Genomic DNA, 19,869 nt, shown 5'->3' on the forward strand with positions numbered 1-19,869 from the left:
AGGCCCCAGACATTGCTCATCGCCAATCGACGATACCCCGCCGGCGGGATATCGCAAGGAGCGGTAGGCGTGAGGATCCTTACAAGGGGGTTGTCGGCCGGCGGTCCAGGGCCAGGGCGGTGGCGGTGGCGACGCCCCAGGCGACCACCAGCGCGAGGACCAGCCGTTCCAGCACACCCGCCAGCGCGCCCCGGCCGACGACGAGCATGGCCAGCCCGACAGTCGCGCACAGCGGCAGGGTCAGCGTGGCGGTCACGCCGGCCAGCCGACGCACCACCGGCCCGGCCGGCACGGACACGGCGAGCGTGAGCATGGCGAAGACCACCGACGCGGTTGCCGCGATGCTCGCGCCGCCGTGCACCAGATCCGCCGTGGTGGCGCGCTCGAACGGCGGCAGCGGGCAGCCGGCGGAGCAGGTCACCGCCCCGGACACGGCGGCGAACACGGCACCGCTGGCGAGCAGCGCCGGGGCCGCCGCCCACACCCCCGGGGGCAGCGCCGCGCCGAGCAGCAGCAACGCGCCGGCAAGGGCCAGGACCCCGATCCGGTACGTCGCGGCGTGTCCACTGCCGGCGATGCCCGCCTCGCTGACGTACCCGGTGAGCCCCGGACCGGGACCGGCGACCACGGCGAACGTCACCGCGACCGCACCGGCCAGCGCGCAGCCCGCCGCGGCGGAGCCGGCGACCCGGCGGGCGACGTCCGAGCCGGCCCTCGGCGCGGTGGTGGTGCCGGACCGACCCGGCTCAGCCACGCCCGTGTGGCGTGCGCCAGCCCGACTCGTCCGGCCCGAGTGGCACGATGCCGCTGGGGTTGATCTCCCGGTGCGTGCCGTAGTAGTGCCGCTTGATGTGGTCGAAGTCCACCGTCTCGCCGAAGCCCGGGGTCTGGAACAGGTCCCGGGCGTACGCCCACAGCACCGGCATCTCGGTCAGCTTGTTGCGGTTGCACTTGAAGTGGCCGTGGTACGCGGCGTCGAAGCGGACCAGCGTGGTGAACAGCCGCACGTCGGCCTCGGTGATCGCGTCACCCAGCAGGTAACGCTGCCCGGCCAGCCGCTCGGAGAGCGCGTCCAACCGGGCGAAGAGCGCCCGGAACGCCTCGTCGTACGCCTCCTGGGAGGTGGCGAACCCGCACCGGTAGACGCCGTTGTTGACGTCGGCGTGGATCTCGGCCATCAGCGCGTCCATCTCCGGGCGCAGCGCGACCGGGTACAGGTCCGGCGCGTCGGGTGCGTGCAACGACCGCCACTCGGTGGAGAAGTCGAGGGTGAGCTGCGGGTAGTCGTTGGTGACCACCCGGCCGGTCCGGGTGTCGACGAGCGCCGGCACGGTCACCCGGCCGGTGTAGTCCGGGTCGGTGGCCAGGTACGCCTCGGAGAGGAAACCGACGCCGAGGACCGGGTCGAAGCCGTCCGGGTCGAGAGCGAACGCCCAGCCCCGCTCGTCGCGAATCGGGTCGACGGTGCCCAGCGAGACCGCGTCGTCCAGCCCGAGCAGGCCGCGCACGATATTCGCCCGGTGCGCCCACGGGCACGCCCGGCACCAGATCAGCCGGTACCGGCCGGCCTCCAGCGGCCAGCGGTCCTGCTCGTCCGGCCCGCCACCGGGCGGGGAGGTCGAGTCGGCGGTGACCCGACCGGTGAACCGGTTGGGCTGGCGGACGAACGCGCCGCCGCCGCTGGTCTCTGCGCTGAACTGGGCCCGGGCCATGCCGTCAACCTATCCGCTGCCGGCGCGGATATCCTGGCGGCCGGCAGCCCCCGCGACCCGGTGGGCGTGCCCCCACCCCCGCCGTCTGCACCCCTAAGGACTCGCGATGACCGTGGCATACCTGGTGACCGGTGTCCGCACCCCGATCGGTCGGTACGCTGGCGCGCTGGCCGGCGTCCGCCCCGACGACCTGGCCGCGCACGTGATCCGCGAGTTGGTCGCCCGCCACCCGTCGGTGGACTGGGCGCGGGTGGACGACGTCGTGCTCGGCTGCGCCAACCAGGCCGGCGAGGACAACCGCAACGTGGCCCGGATGGCGGCGCTGCTCGCCGGCCTGCCCGAGGAGGTGCCGGGCAGCACCGTCAACCGGCTCTGCGGCTCCGGGCTGGACGCCCTGGCCACCGCCGCCCGCGCCATCGTGGCCGGGGACGCGGAGCTGATGATCGCCGGCGGGGTGGAGAGCATGAGCCGGGCGCCGTTCGTCATGCCGAAGGCGACGTCGGCGTTCTCCCGCTCGGCCGAGGTGTACGACACCACACTGGGCTGGCGGCTGGTCAACCCGTTGATGCGCGACGGGTGGGGGGTCGACTCGATGCCGGAGACGGCGGAGAACGTGGCCGCCGAGTACGGCGTCAGCCGGGCCGAGCAGGACGCCTTCGCGTACCGCTCGCAGCAGCGTGCGGCCAAGGCGCAGGTCGACGGCCGGTTCGCCGAGGAGATCGTGGCGGTGTCGGTGCCGGCCGGTCGGCGCGAGACCCGGCTGGTCGAGGTCGACGAGCACCCCCGGGAGACCACGCTGGAGAAGCTGGCCGCGCTGCCCACCCCGTTCCGCGACGGCGGCACGGTCACCGCGGGCAACTCCTCGGGCGTCAACGACGGCGCGGTCGCGCTGCTCGTCGCCAGCGAGGCGGCGGTTGCCCGGTACGGCCTCACCCCGCTGGCCCGGATCGGCGGTGCGGCGGTGGCCGGCGTACCGCCCCGGATCATGGGGATCGGTCCGGTGCCGGCGACCCGCAAGTTGCTCGACCGTGTCGGCGTCGAGGTGGGTGCGGTGGACGTGGTGGAGCTGAACGAGGCGTTCGCGGCGCAGTCCGTGGCGGTGTTGCGCGAGCTGGGGTTGCCCGTGGACGCCGACCACGTCAACCCGAACGGTGGGGCCATCGCGCTGGGGCACCCGCTCGGTGCCAGCGGCGCACGGCTGGCGCTGACCGCCGCCCTGGAGCTGCGCCGACGCGGCGGACGGCGGGCGTTGGCCACCATGTGTATCGGCGTCGGTCAAGGCATCTCGCTGATGCTGGAGTCAGCCGCCTAGAGTGGTGCACACCACACGACCCGCGGGTCGGCCGGTGCTCGCGCACGCCCGTCGACGCCGGTGCCCTCCCGCGCCGCGGCGATGAACTGGGGAGCACGCTGATGCCGGACGAACTGCCGACCGAGATCGATCTGACCAGGCCGAGCGCGGCCCGGGTGTACGACTATTTCCTGGGTGGGGCGCACAACTTCGAGATCGACAGGCGGCTGGCCGAGCAGATCGCGAGCATGACCCCGAATCTCGCCGCCACCATGCGCTCCGGCCGGGAGTTCCTGCGTCGGGCCGTCCGGGTGTTGCTGGACGCCGGCATCGACCAGTTTCTCGACATCGGCTCCGGAATTCCCACTGTGGGCAATGTGCACGAGGTGGCTCAGGGGGTGAACCCGAAGGCTCGCGTGGTGTATGTGGACATCGACCCGGTGGCCGTCGCGCACAGCCGCGAACTGCTCGCGGGCAACGAGCTGACCGGCGTCATCCACGCCGACCTGCGCGAGCCGGAGCGGATCCTCACCGAGACCCGGCAGCTCGGGCTCATCGACTTCAGCCGGCCGATGGGCATCCTGCTGGCCGGGGTGGTGCACTTCGTCCCGGACGCCGACCGCCCGGAGGAGATCCTGGCCACCCTGCGGGCCGCCGCCGCGCCGGGCAGCTACCTGGTCGTCTCGCACTCCACCTTCGAGGACCAGCCGCAGGAGATGCTGGACGCCCAGCGGCTCTCCGCCCGGACGGCCACCGAGATCACCCTGCGCTCCCGTGCCCAGGTCACCGGCTTCTTCGGCGACTGGACGGTCCTCGACCCGGGCGTGGTGCACATGCCACTCTGGCGTCCCGACTCACCGTCCGACGTGGACGAGCACCCGGAGCGGTTCGGCGCCTTCGGCGGCGTCGCCCGGTACGACCAGCCCGCCGGCTGATCGACATGGCCGCCGTCCCGGACCCGGTCGGGGTCGACGCCGGCCGGGCCGACGTCCAGGGGTTCGCCGCGGACTGGGCCCGCGCGGTCCGTCGCCTCGGGTTCGTGCCGTTCAGCGCGGCCGAGACCGAGCGGCTGCTGCTGACGCACACGATCCGGCTGGCGGAGGCGGTGTGGGCCGAGCCGTTCCGCTCCGGCCCTGCCGAGGAGGTCGGGCGGGCGCTTGTCGAGGCGCACCTCAGCGAGCCGCGAGCCCTGGAGTGGACGCTGCGGGCACTCGGTTCGGACTTCTCGCGGCGCGTACTCGGCGCCGCCGAGCGGCCGGCGGACCTGGCGGAGCGGATCGCGGCGCTGCAGGGCCGGCTGGCCGCCGGCTTCGCCCGCGCGTTGCGCGACCGCACCTTCAGCCAGCAGGAGCGGATCGCCCAGTCGGCCTGGCAGGCGCGTGACCAGGTCGAGCAGGCGCTGCGCGACAGCGAGGCCCGGTTCCGGGCGGTCTTCACCGGCGCCGCGATCGGGATCGGCATCGCCGGCGTGGACGGCCAGATCATCGACGTCAACCAGGCGTTCGCCGACATGCTCGGCTACTCGATCGAGGAGTTGCGCGAGATCAACGTGGCGGCGCTGTTCCACGCCGACGACGCCGCCGGGATGTGGGAGCTCTACCAGGAGCTGATCGAGGGCAAACACGACACCGCCCGGGTGGAGAAGCGCTACCACCGCAAGGACGGCAGCGTGGTCTGGACGGATCTGGCCGTCTCGCTGATCCGGCACGGCGACGGCCGACCGCGGTTCACCGTCGCGATGATCGAGGACATCACCGAGCGGTACGAACTCCAGCAGCGGCTGCGCTTCCAGGCGCTGCACGACCCGCTGACCGGGCTGCCCAACCGGACGCTGTTCTTCGAGACGTTGAACCGGGTCCTCGACGCCGCGGGCACCGGGCGGCGGGTCGGGGTGTGCTTCCTCGACCTGGACGGCTTCAAGGCGATAAACGACAGCCTCGGCCACGACCTCGGCGACCAACTGCTGGTGATGATCGGCCGCCGGCTGGCCGCGTGCGTGGCCGACCGCGGCCACCTGGTCGCCCGGATGGGTGGCGACGAGTTCGTGATCCTCGTCGACGGGGGAGACGACATCGACGACGCGGTGGCCGTCGCGGAGTCCGCGCTGGCCGCCGTCGCGGCCCCGGTGCACGTCGGAGACCACCAGTTGGCCGTCTCGGCCAGTGTGGGCATCGTGCAGTGCCCGGCGGCGGAGACCACCGCGTCGGAGCTGATGAAGGCGGCGGACACCACGCTCTACTGGGCCAAGGGGGCGGGCCGGGGCCGCTGGGCGGTGTACGACCCGGAGCGCAGCGCCCGGGACATCGCCCGGTCGGCACTCGTCGCCGGGCTGCCGGCCGCCCTGGACCGGGGCGAGTTCGTGCTGCACTACCAGCCGATCGTGTCGCTGCTGGAGGGCACGATGCTGGCGGTGGAGGCGCTGGTCAGGTGGGAGCACCCGGAGTTGGGCCTGATCGGGCCGGACCGGTTCATCGGCCTGGCCGAGGAGACCGGCCTGATCGTCCGGCTCGGCGAGTGGGTGCTGCGGCAGGCCTGTCAGGACGCCGAGCGGTGGCGGCGGGAGTTTCCCGCCGCCCGGCTGGTGGTCAGCGTCAACCTGGCCGCCCGGCAGGCCGACGACCCGGCGATCGTGGACACGGTGGCCGACGTGCTGCACACCAGTGGGCTGCCCGCCGAGCTGCTCCAGCTGGAGCTGACCGAGAGCGCCGTGATGGGCAGCGCCGGTGAGCCGCTGCGCAGCCTGTACCGGCTCGCCGCCCTCGGCGTCCGGCTGGCCGTCGACGACTTCGGCACCGGTTACTCCAACCTGGCGTACCTGCGACGGCTGCCGATCCACTGCCTGAAGCTCGCCGGCCCGTTCGTCGAGGGCATCCGCGCCGACGGGACCGACCTCGCCGCCGACCACCGCGACGAACGGATCGTCGACGCGTTGGTCCGGTTGGCGCACGCCCTGGAGCTGTGGGTCACCGCCGAGGCGGTGGAGACCGGGGTGCAGGCGGAGCGGCTGCGGGCGCTGCGCTGCGACACCGGGCAGGGCCGGTACTTCGGTGCCCCGGCCCCGGCCGACGAGATCACCGCCCGGCTGCGGGGCGGTGCGACGTGAGCGGGGCTGGGGTGGCCGGCGGTCGGCGGGGCCGCACCACCGTGGACCGCCCGCCGGACGGCGTGCGCGAGGGGCACCTGCGGTCCGGTCGGCTCGGTCCGGTCGGATGGCGGCGAGGGAAGGTGGCGGCGTGGACCTGACGGATTCGCAGACGGCGGTGACAGTGGTGGCCGGGCTGGCCATCCTGGCCGGGCTGGCCGGCGTGGTGGTGCCCGGCCTGCCGGCGTTGCCGCTGTGCTGGGGCGGCGTACTGGTCTGGGCGATCTTCGGCGGTGCCGGGATGGGCGGGTGGGCGGTGTTCGCCGCCGCCACGGTCGTCGCGGCGGGCGGTACCGTGATCAAATACGCGTGGCCGGGTCGCAACCTGAAGCGCACCGGTGTGCCGACGTCCACGCTGCTCGCCGGCGGGGTGCTCGGCATCGTCGGGTTCTTCGTGGTGCCGGTCGTCGGGCTGGTGCTCGGCTTCGTGGCCGGGGTGTGGGCGGCGGAGCGGCTGCGGCTGGGCAGCAACCAGCTGGCCTGGCCGTCCACCGTGCAGGCCCTGAAGGCGGCTGGCCTGTCGATGCTCGTGGAGTTCCTGGCCGGCCTCGTAGTAGCAGCCCTCTGGGTAACCGGCCTCGTCCTCACCTAGCCCCCCGTCCCCGTCCCGCGGGCTTGGGTGGGGGCGGGGCGCGGGGCACTTTTTGGGTACGGCGGGATGGCCGTACGTGAGAGAGAGGCGTGCCCCGCGCCGTGGGCCGGGCGGTCCGAGTGCCCGGCGAGTGGCCCGTGGATCGGGCCTGGTCACGGGGTCAAGGATGCGGGTCGGAGCGGCCGGACGGCAACGCAATTAGCCCACCGGCGGTGAGATTCCCACCCGCGACGTATTGACCGTCCTGATCGGCCGGGTCGACACTTTGCGCACTCGCACGCGGAACCACCTCAGGGAGGTGTGCAGTGGCAACGACCCCGATGCCGACCGCCGAGCAACCGATGGACGACGACGCCCGACGGCTCGCCGAACTCGGCTACAAACAGGAGTTGCGCCGCAAGTGGAGTGGCTTCTCCAACTTCGCCATCTCGTTCTCGATCATCTCGATCCTGGCCGGCTGCTTCACCACCTTCGGCCAGGCGTGGAACAACGGCGGGCCGGTCGCCATCTCCTGGGGATGGCCGCTGATCTCGCTGTTTATCCTGATCATCGGCTTCTGCATGGCCGAGTTGGTGTCGGCGTACCCGACCGCGGGCGGGATCTACTGGTGGGCGGCCACCATGGGGCGCCCGGTGCACGGCTGGTTCACCGGCTGGTTGAACCTGATCGGCCTGGTGGCGGTCACTGCCTCGGTCGACTACGGCTGCGCGACGTTTCTCAACCTCACCCTGTCGGCGCTCTTCGACGGCTGGGCCGGCACGCTACGCCAGGCCTTCCTGCTCTTCGTGGTCATCCTGGTGCTGCACGGCCTGATCAACATCTTCGGGCACCGGATCATCGACGTACTCCAGAACGTCTCGGTCTGGTGGCACGTGGCCGGCGCGGCCGTCGTGGTGGCCATCCTGGTCCTCGTCCCGGACAACCACCAGAGCTTCCAGTTCGTGTTCACCGAGCGGTTCAACAACTCCGGCTTCGGTGACGGCGACATCGGTGGGCTGACGTTCTGGTTCTACGTGCTGCCGCTGGGTTTCCTGCTGACCCAGTACACGATCACCGGCTTCGACGCCTGCGCGCACGTCTCCGAGGAGACCCGGGGCGCCTCGCAGGCCGCCGCCCGAGGGCTCTGGCAGTCGATCTTCTATTCGGCCGTCGGTGGCTGGATCCTGCTGCTGGCGTTCCTCTTCGCGGCCACCGACGTCGAGGCGGTCAACGCCGCGGGCGGCTTCTCCGGAGCCATCTTCGAGTCGGCGTTGACGCCGGTCTTCTTCAAGATCGTCATCATCATCTCCACCATCGGCCAGTTCTTCTGCGGGATGAGTTGCGTGACCTCGATGAGCCGGATGGCGTACGCGTTCAGCCGGGACCGGGCGGTGCCGGGGTGGCGGCTCTGGTCGACAGTCGACCGCAACGGCACCCCGGTCAAGGCGATCATCGGCGCGACCCTGGCCGGCCTGGTGCTGACCCTGCCGGCGCTCTACGAGAGCTCGGCCGGCATCCCGATCGCCTTCTACGCGGTGGTCTCCGTCGCGGTTCTCGGGCTCTACCTGTCGTTTCTCATCCCGATCGCGCTGCGACTGCGGATGGGCGACCGGTTCGTGCCCGGCCCGTGGACGCTCGGGCGGAAGTACCGGCCGCTCGGCTGGATCGCGGTGATCGAGATCGCGATCATCGCCGTCTACTTCGTGCTGCCGATCGTGCCCGCCGGGGTGCCCGGCAACGACGACTTCACCTGGTCGGCGGTGAACTACGCGCCGCTGGCCGTGGGCGGGGTGCTGCTGGTGGTCGCCGTGTGGTGGTACGCCTCGGCCCGTCGGTGGTTCACCGGCCCCGTGCGTACCGTCGAGGAGCGTGCACCGGCGGACGAGGCGGCACCGGTCGACGGCCCGGCCTGAGTCGGCGCCCGGCGGGGCGGGCGGCGCGCCCGTCCCGCCGGGTTTGCCACAGTCGCCATCGGGGGCATTGACGGTGATCCGGTTTGCCAGTAGACCTTGGTGATGGAGGCCCGCGCATGACGAAAGCTCCGTTCACGCTGGAAGAGTTGCGGGTCGCCGTCCAGGCCGGCGAGATCGACACCGTGGTGCTGGCCCTGGTCGACATGCAGGGTCGGTTGCAGGGCAAGCGGTTCCACGCGCCGTTCTTCCTCGACCAGGTGGTCGAGCACGGCAGCGAGGGCTGCAACTATCTGCTCGCCGTCGACGTCGACATGAACACCGTCGACGGGTATGCGATGTCGAGCTGGGACCGCGGCTACGGCGACTTCGCGATGGTGCCCGACTTCGGCACGTTGCGCAGGATGCCCTGGCAGCCGGGCTCCGCGCTGCTGCTGGCCGACCTGACCTGGCTGGACGGTTCCGGTGACGTGGTCGCCTCGCCCCGGCAGATCCTGCGCCGGCAACTGGCCCGGTTGGCCGAGCACGGGCTGACCGCGTACGCGGGCACCGAGCTGGAGTTCGTGCTGTTCCGCGACTCGTACGAGGACGCCTGGCGGCGCGGCTACCGTGATCTCACGCCGGCCAACCAGTACAACGTGGACTACTCGCTGCTCGGCACCGCCCGGGTGGAGCCGCTGCTGCGCCGGATCCGCACCGAGATGGCCGGCGCGGGGCTCACGCCGGAGAGCGCCAAGGGTGAGTGCAACCTCGGCCAGCACGAGATCGCCTTCCGCTACGACGAGGCGGTCGCCTGCGCCGACCACCACGTGATCTACAAGAACGGGGCCAAGGAGATCGCCGCCCAGGAGGGGATGGCGATCACCTTCATGGCCAAGCCGAACGAGCGGGAGGGCAACTCCTGCCACATCCACTTCTCGCTGCGCGACGGCAACGGTCGCTCGGCGATGCTCGGTGACGGGCCGGCGCACCTGTCGCCGACCGGGCAGCGGGTGCTGGCCGGGCTGCTGGCCACCATGCGGGAGTTCAGCCTGCTGTTCGCCCCGAACATCAACTCCTACAAGCGCTACCAGCCCGGGTCGTTCGCCCCGACCGCGCTGCGCTGGGGCGTGGACAACCGCACCTGCGCGCTGCGGGTGGTGGGGCACGGGCAGGGCATGCGGGTGGAAAACCGGGTGCCCGGCGCCGACGTCAACCCGTACCTGGCGATCGCCGGGCTGGTCGCCGGCGCGCTGCACGGCATCGACGGAAAGCTGGAGTTGGGCGAGGAGTGCACCGGCAACGCGTACGACGACCCGCAGGCCGAGCGCGTCCCCAGCACCCTGCGCGACGCCCTGGCCCTCTGGGAGGGCTCCACGGCAGCCCGGGAGGCGTTCGGCCCCGAGGTGGTAGCCCACTACGCCAACCAGGCAAAAGTAGAGCTGAAGGCCTTCGACGCGGCGGTAACGGACTGGGAGCTAACCCGTGGCTTCGAACGCCTCTAACCCCCCACCCCCGCCCGCTGCCCCCGCCCCCGCCCGTTGCCCCGTCGATCATGGAGTTGTGCTGGGTGGAAAGTCCCGTCCGGCGGCTTTTGTGAGGCACCACAAGTCCATGATCGACCGGGATGAGGAAGGGGCGGGGGTGGGGAGCGCGTGACGGTTTTGGTGGAGCCGGCTTCTGGGGCCGGTTTTCTTGAGGTTGCCGCTGCCTCCCGGGAGGAGGTCGACGCGGTCATCTCTCGGGCCGCCTCGGCCTTTGCGACGTGGCGCTCCGTTGCGGCGGGGGATCGGGCGCGGTTGCTGCGGCGGTTCGCCGCCGTCGTGGACGCGCACCTGGAGGAGCTGGCCCTGCTGGAGGTGCGCAACTCCGGTCACACCATCGGCAACGCCCGGTGGGAGGCCGGCAACGTCCGCGACGTCCTGGACTACTACGCCGGTGCGCCCGAGCGGCTGACCGGGCGACAGATCCCGGTGCCGGGCGGGTTGGACGTCACCTTCCACGAGCCACTCGGCGTGGTCGGCGTGATCGTGCCGTGGAACTTCCCGATGCCGATCGCCGCCTGGGGTTTCGTCCCGGCCCTCGCCGCCGGCAACACGGTGGTGCTCAAGCCCGCCGAGCTGACCCCGCTCACCGCGCTGCGGCTGGCCGAGCTGGCCCGCGAGGCGGGCCTGCCCGACGACGTGTTCACCGTGCTCCCGGGCCAGGGCGCGGTGGTGGGGGAGCGGTTCGTCACCCACCCGGCGGTCCGCAAGATCTGCTTCACCGGCTCCACCGAGGTCGGCACCCGGATCATGGCCGGCTGCGCCGCCCAGGTGAAGCGACTCACCCTGGAGTTGGGCGGCAAGAGCGCGAACATCGTGTTCGCCGACGCCGACCTGGAACGCGCCGCCGCGACCGCGCCGGGCGCGGTCTTCGACAACGCCGGCCAGGACTGCTGCGCCCGGTCGCGGATCCTGGTCCAGCGCACGGTGTACGACAGGTTCCTGGAACTGCTCGAACCAGCGGTACGCGCCTTCCGGGTGGAGGACCCGTCCCGGGAGAGCGCCGAGATGGGGCCGCTGATCTCCGCCGCCCAGCGCGACCGGGTCGCCGGTTTCCTGCCCGGTGCACGTGTCGCGTTCACCGGCTCCTGCCCCGACGGGCCCGGCTTCTGGCACGCGCCCACCGTGCTGCTGGCCGACTCGCCGGCCGACCGGCACTGGCGGGAGGAGATCTTCGGCCCGGTGGTCTCGGTGCTGCCGTTCGACGACGAGCCCGACGCCGTCCGGCTCGCCAACGACACCGAGTACGGCCTCTCCGGCTCGATCTGGACCCGGGACGTGGGTCGGGCGCTGCGCCTGGCCCGTGCCGTCGACTCGGGCAACCTCAGCGTCAACTCGCACTCCTCGGTGCGCTACTGGACCCCGTTCGGCGGGATGAAGCGTTCCGGGCTCGGCCGCGAGCTGGGCCCGGACGCGCTGCATTCCTTCACCGACGTCAAGAACGTGTTCATCGCGACAGAGGAGTGACGCCAGTGCAGGGTCGGTTGCAGGACCGGGTGGCCGTGGTCACCGGAGCGGGCAGCGGCATCGGGTTGGCCACCGTGCGGCGGTTCGCCGCCGAGGGGGCCCGGGTGGTCTGCGTGGACATCGACGCGGAGGCCGGCACGAGGGCCGCGCAGGAGTGTGGCGGCGAGTTCGTGGCCACCGACGTGGCCGACGAGTCGGCGGTACGCGACCTGTTCGACGGGGTGGCCGACCGGCACGGGCGGGTGGACATCGCGTTCAACAACGCCGGCATCTCCCCGCCCGACGACGACTCCATCCTGGACACCGGCCTGGACGCGTGGGAGCGGGTGCTCCGGGTCAACACCACGAGCGTCTACCTCTGCTGCAAGTACGCGATTCCACACATGCGTCGTCAGGGCAAGGGCTCGATCATCAACACGGCGTCGTTCGTGGCGCTGATGGGCGCGGCGACGTCGCAGATCGCGTACACCGCGAGCAAGGGCGGGGTGCTGGCGATGACCCGGGAGTTGGGTGTGCAGTTCGCCCGCGAGGGCATCCGGGTCAACGCGCTGTGTCCCGGCCCGGTGGCCACCCCGTTGCTGCTGGAGCTGTTCGCCGCCGACCCGGAGCGGGCCGCCCGCCGGCTCGTGCACGTGCCGATGGGCCGGTTCGGGCAACCCGAGGAGATCGCCGCCGCGGTGGCGTTCCTGGCCAGCGACGACGCCTCGTTCATGACCGCCGCGCAGTTCGTGGTCGACGGCGGCATCACGGGCGCGTACGTCACACCGCTGTGAGGAGGCCGCTGATCGGGATCAGCTCGTACGTCGAACCCGTCGACTGGGCGGCCTGGCGGGGTGTGCGGGCCGTGCTGGTGCCCGAGGCGTACGCGCGGGCGGTGACGGCGGCGGGTGGCCGAGCGGTGCTCCTGCCGCCCGACGACGTGGACGGCGACGTGGTGGCCGCCCTGGACGGGCTGCTGCTGGCCGGTGGCGCCGACGTGGGTCCGGGGCGGTACGGCCAGCGGCCGGACCCGCGTACCGAGGATCGGCCGGACCGGGATGCCGGTGAGTTGGTGCTGTTGGCCGCCGCGCTCGCCGCCGGACTGCCGGTGCTGGGGGTGTGTCGGGGCATGCAGTTGCTCGCCGTCGCCTACGGCGGCACCCTGCACCAGCACCTGCCCGACGTGGTGGGCCACGAGGGGCACCGTCCGGCGCCCGGCGTCTACGGGACCCACGCGGTGCGGTTCGCCCCGGGGAGTCTGGCCGCGCGGGTGCTGGCCGGGGTGGACCGGGTCAACTCGTACCACCACCAGGCGGTCGCCGACCCGGGTCGACTGGCGGTCACCGGGTGGGCCCAGGACGGCGTGGTCGAGGCGGTCGAGGATCCGGCGCTGCCGTTCGTGCTCGGCGTGCAGTGGCATCCGGAGAACGAGCCGGACCCCCGCCCGATCACCGCGCTGGTCCGGGCGTGCGGTGTGACGTAGCTCGCCCCGGTCGGTGGGTGGGGCCGGTGGGAGGATCGGCGCATGGGCAAGGTCTATCCGGAGATCGACGGTCGACTACGTGACTTCATCGCGGGCCAGCCGGTCTTCTTCGTGGCCACCGCGGCGTCCGACGTCGAGGGGCATGTCAACGTCTCACCGAAGGGCATGCGGGGCACGTTCGTCATCCTCGGCCCGCACCGGGTGGCCTACCTCGACTATCACGGCAGCGGGGCGGAGACCATCGCCCACCTGCGCGACAACGGCCGGATCACGCTGATGTTCTGCGCCTTCGACGGGCCGCCGAAGATCGTCCGACTGCAGGGCCGGGGCCACAGCGTCGCGGTCACCGAGGACGCCTTCGCCGACCGGCTGGCCGAGTTTCCCGCACCGCCGGACGTGCACGCCGTCCGGGCCGTGATCACCGTCGAGGTGGACCGGGTCAGCGACTCCTGCGGCTACGCGGTGCCACTGCTGGACTTCCGCGCCGAGCGTGACCTGTTACTCACCTCACACTCCCGTCGTAGCGCGGATGACCTGGCGGTCTACCGGGCCACCAAGAACGCGGCGAGCATCGACGGGCTGCCGGTCTTCTGACTGGTCGGGCGCCCCGGCGACCGCCGCTCGTCGCGCGGCGCGCTCACACCCTCCGGTGCCGGACGGCTCGCGCGGAGGTAAACAGCGCCCGACCGTCGTCTTGCGTTACGTTGCTGGTCCGCTGGGGTACAAGTCGAGGCACGGCGGGTAAAGATCAACGGTCGCGGGGTGCCGGCCGGAGCGGAGGCTGTATGAGCTCGGCCCAGGGGGGTGCGGACATCGGGCGTTTCGTCGCGCCCGGTCCGGAGGCTCCTCCGATGCTGGCTGCGGCGTTCGCGGCCGGCGGCGAGATGGGCGAGCTGATCAGCGGCTTCGACTGGTCCACCGGCCCGCTGGGCGAGCCCGCCCGCTGGCCGCTGGCGCTCTCCAACGCGGTCGGCATGATGCTCGCCTCCAGTGCGCAGATCGTCATGTTCTGGGGCGACGAGCAGCTCGCCTTCTACAACGACGCGTACCGACCGACCATCGGCGGCAAACATCCGGAGGTGCTCGGCCAACCGGCCCGGCAGCACTGGGCGGAGACCTGGGCGGTGCTCGGCCCGCTGCTCGACGGTGTGCGGAGCACCGGGCGCTCCTACCGCGGTGACGACCACCCCTTCCTGCTGGACCGGCACGGCTTCGTCGAGCAGACCTACTTCAACGTCTCGTACGACCCGATCCGGGGTGCCGACGGCTCGGTCAGTGGCGTCTACTGCATCGTCAACGAAACCACCGGCCGGGTGCTCGGCGAGCGCCGGCTGCGGGCACTTGCCGAGCTGGGTGCCGAGTTGAACGACACGGGCAGCGCTGCCGAACTCGGCCGGAGCGTCGCCGAGGTGCTCGGCCGGCATCGGGCGGACGTGCCCTTCGCCCTGATCTACCTGGCCGACGACAGCGGTCGTCTCGCCCTGGCCGGGTCCACCGGCACCGCCCCGGCCACGGTCGGCGACACCGCCGAGCTGCTGGCCCGGGTGACCGCCGACACCGCGCCCGCGACCGTCGACGTGGCCGACCTGCTCGACCCGCCGCCGGCCGACGCCGCCGACCAGGCCCTCGTGCTGCCCCTGACCGCGACCAACCAAACGGTCGGCGCGCTTGTCGTCGGTGTGGCCCGCCAGCTCCCGCTCGGCGCCGACTACCGCGACTTCCTGGAGCTGATCGCCGCCCAGGTCTCCCGCGCGGCCGGCACCCAGCGGGCCTACGAGCAGGAGCGGGCCCGCGCCGCCGAGCTGGCCGCACTGGACCTGGCGAAGACCAACTTCTTCGCCAACGTCAGCCACGAGTTCCGCACCCCGCTGACCCTGGTGCTGGGCCCGCTGGAGGACATGCTGGCCGATCCGGCACTGCCCCCGGCCGAGACCGACCGGCTCACCATGATGCACCGCAACGCGTTGCGCCTGCTCAAACTGGTCAACACCGTGCTGGACTTCTCCCGGCTGGAGTCCGGTCGCCTCGCCGCCCGCTACCAGCCCACCGACCTCGCCAGCTACACCGCCCGGTTGGCCAGCACCTTCCGCTCGGCGACCGACCGGGCCGGGCTGCGGCTGGTGGTGGACTGTCCACCGTTGCCGGCGCCGGTCTTCGTCGACCGGGACATGTGGGAAAAGATCGTCCTCAACCTGGTGTCGAACGCCGTCAAGTTCACCTTCGACGGCGAGATCCGGGTGCGGGTCCGGGCGGTGGACGGCCTGGCCCGGCTGGAGGTGACGGACACCGGCGTCGGCATCCTGCCGGACGAGCTGCCGCACGTCTTCGAACGGTTCCACCGGGTGCCCGGCGTGCGCGCCCGCACCCACGAGGGCACCGGGATCGGCCTGGCGCTGGTCCGGGAGCTGGTCGAGATGCACGGCGGCGTGACCGGGCTGGTCAGCCAGGTCGACGAGGGCAGCACCTTCACGGTGACCATCCCGTTCGGGTCGGCACACCTGCCCGCGGACCGGGTCGCGGCCTTCGACCCGCTGCCCCCGGGCGAGCCCGAGCAGGCCCGGCTCTACGTGGCGGAGACGGCGCTCTGGACCGGCGTCGAGCCGGCGCGCGAGTTCGCCAGCCAACCGGCGACCGTCGCACCGGCCGGCCGGATCCTGGTCGTCGACGACAACGTGGACCTGCGCGAGCACGTCACCCGACTGCTCTCCCCGACCTGGGAGGTGGTCACCGCGAGCGACGGGCTGGCCGCTCTGCCGCTGGCCCGCGAGGGCGGGTTCGACCTGGTGCTCAGCGACGTGATGATGCCCCGACTGGACGGGTTCGGGCTGGTCGGCGCGCTGCGTGCGGACCCGCGTACCCGTCATGTGCCGATCGTGCTGCTCTCCGCGCGGGCCGGCTCCGCGGAGGCCGTCGCCGGCCTCTCCGCCGGCGCCGACGACTACCTCACCAAGCCGTTCTCCGGCCAGGAGCTGATCGCCCGGGTCCGGGCCAACGTCGAGTTGGGCCAGCTCCGCGGCCAGATCATCCGTCGGCTCCGGGCGCTGGCCGACGCGGCGGTGGCGGTGAACACCGCCCGGTCCACCGCCGACGTGCTCCAGGTCGCCGCCCGGCACGCGTTGAGCCTCGCCGAGGCCGCGCGGGTGGTGGTCACCGCCGCCGGGTCCCGGTCCGAGGCGGACACCGGCGGCGCCACCGCCGCCGACCCGTCCTTCGTGGCCGACCTGACCGGCAGCGCCGGCGAACCGCTGGGCGAGCTGCGGGTCTGGCGTCCGGCCGGCGACGACGCGCAGACCGACGAGGCCGCGTTGACCCAACTGGCCCGGCTGGTCGGGGTACGCCTGGAAAACGCCCAACTCTACGAAGCCGAACACCGCATCGCGACCACCCTGCAGCACAGCCTGCTGCCCCGGTCGCTGCCGCAGCTACCGGGAGCGGTGTTGGCCAGCCGGTACCTGCCCGGTACCGCCGACGTCGAGGTCGGCGGCGACTGGTACGACGCGATAGACGTCGAGGACGACGACCTGGTGCTGGTCATCGGCGACGTGGTCGGCAAGGGCGTCCAGGCCGCGGCGGCGATGGGGCAACTGCGCAACGCGCTGCGGGCGTACCTGCTGGAGGGCTACGACCCGGCCGAGTCGCTGACCCGGCTCAACCGGCTGGTCGGCTCCACCGAGGGTCGCTCGTTCGCCACGGTGGTCTGTCTGCTGTTCAACCCGCGCACCGGCCGGCTGCGGTACGCGAGCGCCGGTCACCCGTCCCCGCTGGTGATCACAGGAGGTGACGTGTCGTTCCTGCACGACCGTGCGCTCGGCCCACCGATCGGCGCGATCCCCGCCGCGACGTACGAGGCGGTCGACGGCGAGTTGGCCGCCGGCAGCCGACTGCTGCTCTACACCGACGGGCTGATCGAGGACCGTCAGCTCGGCATCGACGCGGCGCTGGCCCAACTGCGCGTCGACGCGGCGACCCCCAGCGAGCACGTGGTCGACCTGATCGACGCGGTCGTCGAGCGGGTCGACGGGCGTCCGCGCCGCGACGACGTGGCGGTCCTCGCCCTCGAGGCGGCCGAGCTGAACCGTTTCGCGTTGCGGCTGCCGGCGGACCCGACCCGGCTGAGCGTGCTGCGCAAGCGCCTGGAGGACTTCCTCGTCGCGCACGCCGTCGACGAGACGGACGTGTTCGACCTGACCGTGGCGGTCTCCGAAGCCGCGGCCAACGCCATCGAGCATCCGATCCACCCGGCCGAGCCGATGATCAGCGTGGCGGTGGCCATCGAGGACCGGACGGTGACGGCCACCGTGCGCGACAGCGGGCAGTGGCGTGAGTCGACAGGCTCCGGCTTCCGGGGGCGTGGCCTGGCGCTGATCAGGGCGTTGGGTGAGCTGTCGGTGCGGCGCACCGAGGAGGGCACCGAAGTGACCCTGCGCCGGGAGCTGCGGGGCTGACCGCAGGGCGCGGATCGGCTCAGGCCGGCCGCAGCCAGCTCTGCTCGCCCAGGCCGGAGATCTCCAACACCCGGCGGACCTGCCGTGACGGCAGGACGGTGAGCACGCCCGGAAACTGCTGGGCGAGCCGGACCAGGGCGTGGATGGCGGCCGAGTCGAAGAAGGTGACGGCGCTCAGGTCGAGCGTGATCCGCCGGGCGGGCTCGCGCAACGCGGTCTGGAGCATGGTCTCGGCGGTCGCCATGTCGACCTCACCGGCCACCACCACCTGGAGGTGGTCACCGTCGATCTCCGCGCTGGCGGAGAAGACGGGTGGTGCTCCCCCTTGATCCACGCTGCCACCATGGCACAGCCGACCTGACAGGGCAACAACCGCCCTGCGGCGCCCGTGGCGCGGGTCACCAGCGGCCCCGGCGATAGGCTGATGGCATGACCGTCCGTCCGCCGCTGACGCCAGGCGCGCTGTCCCCGATGCGTCCGGTGCCACCCCAGATCGCCCGACCGGAGTACGTGGGCAAGGAGCGCCCGACCCAGTGGCGCGGCTCGCACGTGCAGACGCCGGAGACCATCGAGAAGATGCGGATCGCCAGCCGGCTCGCCGCCCAGGCGACCCAGCTCGCCGGCGAGCACTGCAAGCCCGGCGTGACCACCGACGAGATCGACAAGGTGGTGCACGAGTTCCTCTGCGACCACGGTGCGTACCCGTCGACACTCGGCTACCGGGGCTTCCCGAAGTCCTGCTGCACCAGCCTCAACGAGGTCATCTGCCACGGCATCCCGGACTCCACGGTCCTGGCCGACGGCGACATCATCAACGTCGACGTGACCGCGTACATCGGTGGGGTGCACGGTGACACCGACGCCACCTTCTGCGTCGGCGAGGTCAGCGAGGAGGCCCGGCTGCTTGTCGAGCGGACCCACGAGGCGATGATGCGCGGCATCCGCGCGGTCGTCCCGGGCCGGCAGATCAACGTGGTGGGCCGGGTCATCGAGTCGTACGCCAAGCGGTTCGGCTACGGCGTGGTCCGCGACTTCACCGGCCACGGCATCGGTGAGGCCTTCCACAGCGGTCTCTACGTGCCGCACTACGACAGCCCGCGCCCCACCGACATCATGGAGCCCGGCATGACGTTCACCATCGAGCCGATGATCACACTCGGCACCTACCAGTACGACATGTGGGACGACGGGTGGACGGTGGTCACGAAGGACCGGAAGTGGACGGCCCAGTTCGAGCACACCATCGTGGTGACCGACGACGGTCACGAGATCCTGACCCTGCCGTGAGCGCGAGGAACGCAGCGCAGCGGAGTCCCGCGGTCGCGAACGAAGGGCAGGCGCCATGACCGACACCCCAGCGGCGCTGCGCGAGGCGCACCACGCGGACGTCTCCGGCGGTTGGCTGCGCCCGGCCGTCTTCGGAGCGATGGACGGTCTGGTCACCAACATCGCCCTGATCGCTGGCGTCGGCGGCGGCGGGGTGTCGCCCCGCAGCATCGTGCTCACCGGCTCCGCCGGCCTGGTCGCCGGTGCGATCTCGATGGGGCTCGGCGAGTACACGAGCGTCCGCTCCGCCAACGAGCAGGTCGCCGCCGAGGTGGCCAAGGAGCGACGCGAGCTGGAACGGCACCCGGAGGCGGAGGCCCGGGAGCTGGCCGACGCCTGGGTGGCCCGGGGGCTGCCCCGCGACCTGGCCACCCAGGTCGCCGAGGCGGTGCGGCGCGACCCGGAGGAGGCCCTGCGGGTGCACGTCCGCGAGGAGTTGGGCGTCGACCCCGACGACCAGCCCAGCCCGTGGGCGGCGGCGATCTCGTCGTTCCTGTTCTTCTCGGTGGGCGCGCTGGTGCCGCTCCTGACCTACCTGTTCGGCGCCACCGAGTTGTGGCTGGCCCTCGCCGTCGGCGGGCTCGGGCTGTTCGCCGCCGGCGCGGTGGTGGCCCGCTTCACCCAACGTCCGTGGTGGACCAGCGGGCTGCGGCAACTGCTGCTGGGTGCCGCGGCCGCCGGCGCCACCTACCTGATCGGCTCGCTGATCGGCATGCCGGGCGGGCTCTGACGCGGCCCGGGCCGCTCGCGGGCCGGCTCGGCCTAGGGCGTGTGTCAAAGCCCCTGGCCGGCCTGCGGCGGGCCCAGACGACGACCGGCCGCGTTGGGAATTGGCCCGGATACAACACCGGTATCCGGGCCAATTCCCGCCTTGCCGGACCGCCGCCTGGACTCCGCCTCGGCTCGACCGAGGACTTTGACACACGCCCTAGTAGTGCTTTGTTAGGTTCTGTGGCGTTTGTTGCGGTGTAAGGGTTTCACGGGTTGGTGGCAGGTGAGGCAGGCGCCGGTCCAGGTCGC

Annotated in this window: 16 protein-coding genes; 13 read left to right on the forward strand and 3 right to left on the reverse strand. The window is 72.2% G+C overall.

From position 1 onward, the window contains the following. Positions 1-79: 79 nt before the first annotated feature. The gene (locus AB0B14_RS35510) at positions 80-754 is read right to left on the reverse strand and encodes a DUF998 domain-containing protein (protein ID WP_357526473.1); all 675 of its coding nucleotides are present in this window, start codon (positions 752-754) and stop codon (positions 80-82) included. Next, positions 747-1,712, reverse strand: coding sequence for a glutathione S-transferase C-terminal domain-containing protein (locus tag AB0B14_RS35515; RefSeq protein ID WP_357526475.1), 966 nt, complete (start codon positions 1,710-1,712; stop codon positions 747-749). Before AB0B14_RS35515 ends, AB0B14_RS35510 begins: the two co-directional genes overlap by 8 nt. A 106-nt stretch (positions 1,713-1,818) precedes the next feature. Here AB0B14_RS35515 and pcaF point away from each other — a divergent pair, with 106 nt between their 5' ends. The 11 genes from pcaF (at position 1,819) to AB0B14_RS35570 (ending at position 17,523) form a co-directional block, all read left to right on the forward strand. Further along, the gene (gene pcaF, locus AB0B14_RS35520; protein ID WP_357526477.1) at positions 1,819-3,024 is read left to right on the forward strand and encodes a 3-oxoadipyl-CoA thiolase; all 1,206 of its coding nucleotides are present in this window, start codon (positions 1,819-1,821) and stop codon (positions 3,022-3,024) included. A gap of 101 nt (positions 3,025-3,125) precedes the next feature. Continuing rightward, positions 3,126-3,938, forward strand: a complete 813-nt coding sequence (locus AB0B14_RS35525; RefSeq protein WP_357073210.1) for an SAM-dependent methyltransferase — start codon at positions 3,126-3,128, stop codon at positions 3,936-3,938. A gap of 5 nt (positions 3,939-3,943) precedes the next feature. After that, the gene (locus AB0B14_RS35530) at positions 3,944-6,106 is read left to right on the forward strand and encodes an EAL domain-containing protein (protein WP_357073207.1); all 2,163 of its coding nucleotides are present in this window, start codon (positions 3,944-3,946) and stop codon (positions 6,104-6,106) included. A gap of 130 nt (positions 6,107-6,236) precedes the next feature. Continuing rightward, positions 6,237-6,737, forward strand: coding sequence for a DUF456 domain-containing protein (locus AB0B14_RS35535; protein ID WP_357073204.1), 501 nt, complete (start codon positions 6,237-6,239; stop codon positions 6,735-6,737). A 305-nt stretch (positions 6,738-7,042) separates the two neighbouring features. Then, positions 7,043-8,629: an amino acid permease gene (locus AB0B14_RS35540; RefSeq protein WP_357073201.1), complete on the forward strand. Its 1,587-nt coding sequence runs from the start codon at positions 7,043-7,045 to the stop codon at positions 8,627-8,629. A 116-nt stretch (positions 8,630-8,745) separates the two neighbouring features. After that, a complete protein-coding gene (locus tag AB0B14_RS35545; protein ID WP_357073198.1) occupies positions 8,746-10,110 on the forward strand; it encodes a glutamine synthetase family protein in 1,365 nt (454 codons plus the stop codon). Positions 10,111-10,260: 150 nt separating this feature from the next. Further along, positions 10,261-11,616: an aldehyde dehydrogenase family protein gene (locus AB0B14_RS35550; protein ID WP_357526478.1), complete on the forward strand. Its 1,356-nt coding sequence runs from the start codon at positions 10,261-10,263 to the stop codon at positions 11,614-11,616. A 5-nt stretch (positions 11,617-11,621) separates the two neighbouring features. Continuing rightward, entirely contained in the window at positions 11,622-12,389 is a 768-nt protein-coding gene (locus tag AB0B14_RS35555) for a 3-oxoacyl-ACP reductase (protein ID WP_357073192.1), read from the forward strand. After that, a complete protein-coding gene (locus AB0B14_RS35560) occupies positions 12,386-13,078 on the forward strand; it encodes a gamma-glutamyl-gamma-aminobutyrate hydrolase family protein (RefSeq protein ID WP_357526480.1) in 693 nt (230 codons plus the stop codon). Before AB0B14_RS35555 ends, AB0B14_RS35560 begins: the two co-directional genes overlap by 4 nt. 42 nt (positions 13,079-13,120) lie before the next feature. Next, a complete protein-coding gene (locus tag AB0B14_RS35565) occupies positions 13,121-13,672 on the forward strand; it encodes a pyridoxamine 5'-phosphate oxidase family protein (protein WP_357526482.1) in 552 nt (183 codons plus the stop codon). A 191-nt stretch (positions 13,673-13,863) separates the two neighbouring features. Next, positions 13,864-17,523, forward strand: a complete 3,660-nt coding sequence (locus tag AB0B14_RS35570; protein WP_357526484.1) for a SpoIIE family protein phosphatase — start codon at positions 13,864-13,866, stop codon at positions 17,521-17,523. Positions 17,524-17,542: 19 nt separating this feature from the next. Here AB0B14_RS35570 and AB0B14_RS35575 read toward each other — a convergent pair whose 3' ends face one another. Further along, positions 17,543-17,857, reverse strand: coding sequence for an STAS domain-containing protein (locus AB0B14_RS35575; RefSeq protein WP_357073180.1), 315 nt, complete (start codon positions 17,855-17,857; stop codon positions 17,543-17,545). Positions 17,858-17,952: 95 nt separating this feature from the next. On the opposite strand from AB0B14_RS35575, the gene map reads away from it, so the two are divergent. Continuing rightward, positions 17,953-18,810 (forward strand): type I methionyl aminopeptidase, encoded by an 858-nt coding sequence (map, locus tag AB0B14_RS35580; protein ID WP_357073177.1) that lies wholly within the window; start codon positions 17,953-17,955, stop codon positions 18,808-18,810. A gap of 55 nt (positions 18,811-18,865) precedes the next feature. Then, positions 18,866-19,579, forward strand: coding sequence for a VIT1/CCC1 transporter family protein (locus AB0B14_RS35585; protein WP_357073174.1), 714 nt, complete (start codon positions 18,866-18,868; stop codon positions 19,577-19,579). Positions 19,580-19,869 lie beyond the last annotated feature (290 nt).

This window comes from Micromonospora sp. NPDC049171, assembly GCF_040648275.1.
In the GTDB taxonomy this organism is placed as follows: Bacteria; Actinomycetota; Actinomycetes; order Mycobacteriales; family Micromonosporaceae; genus Micromonospora.

Coding starts and splice junctions, on each gene's coding strand:
- AB0B14_RS35515 (WP_357526475.1), bottom strand. CDS start 1,712: ATGGCCCGGGCCCAGTTCAGCGCAGAGACCAGCGGCGGCGGCGCGTTC.
- pcaF (WP_357526477.1), top strand. CDS start 1,819: ATGACCGTGGCATACCTGGTGACCGGTGTCCGCACCCCGATCGGTCGG.
- AB0B14_RS35525 (WP_357073210.1), top strand. CDS start 3,126: ATGCCGGACGAACTGCCGACCGAGATCGATCTGACCAGGCCGAGCGCG.
- AB0B14_RS35530 (WP_357073207.1), top strand. CDS start 3,944: ATGGCCGCCGTCCCGGACCCGGTCGGGGTCGACGCCGGCCGGGCCGAC.
- AB0B14_RS35545 (WP_357073198.1), top strand. CDS start 8,746: ATGACGAAAGCTCCGTTCACGCTGGAAGAGTTGCGGGTCGCCGTCCAG.
- AB0B14_RS35565 (WP_357526482.1), top strand. CDS start 13,121: ATGGGCAAGGTCTATCCGGAGATCGACGGTCGACTACGTGACTTCATC.
- AB0B14_RS35570 (WP_357526484.1), top strand. CDS start 13,864: ATGAGCTCGGCCCAGGGGGGTGCGGACATCGGGCGTTTCGTCGCGCCC.
- map (WP_357073177.1), top strand. CDS start 17,953: ATGACCGTCCGTCCGCCGCTGACGCCAGGCGCGCTGTCCCCGATGCGT.
- AB0B14_RS35585 (WP_357073174.1), top strand. CDS start 18,866: ATGACCGACACCCCAGCGGCGCTGCGCGAGGCGCACCACGCGGACGTC.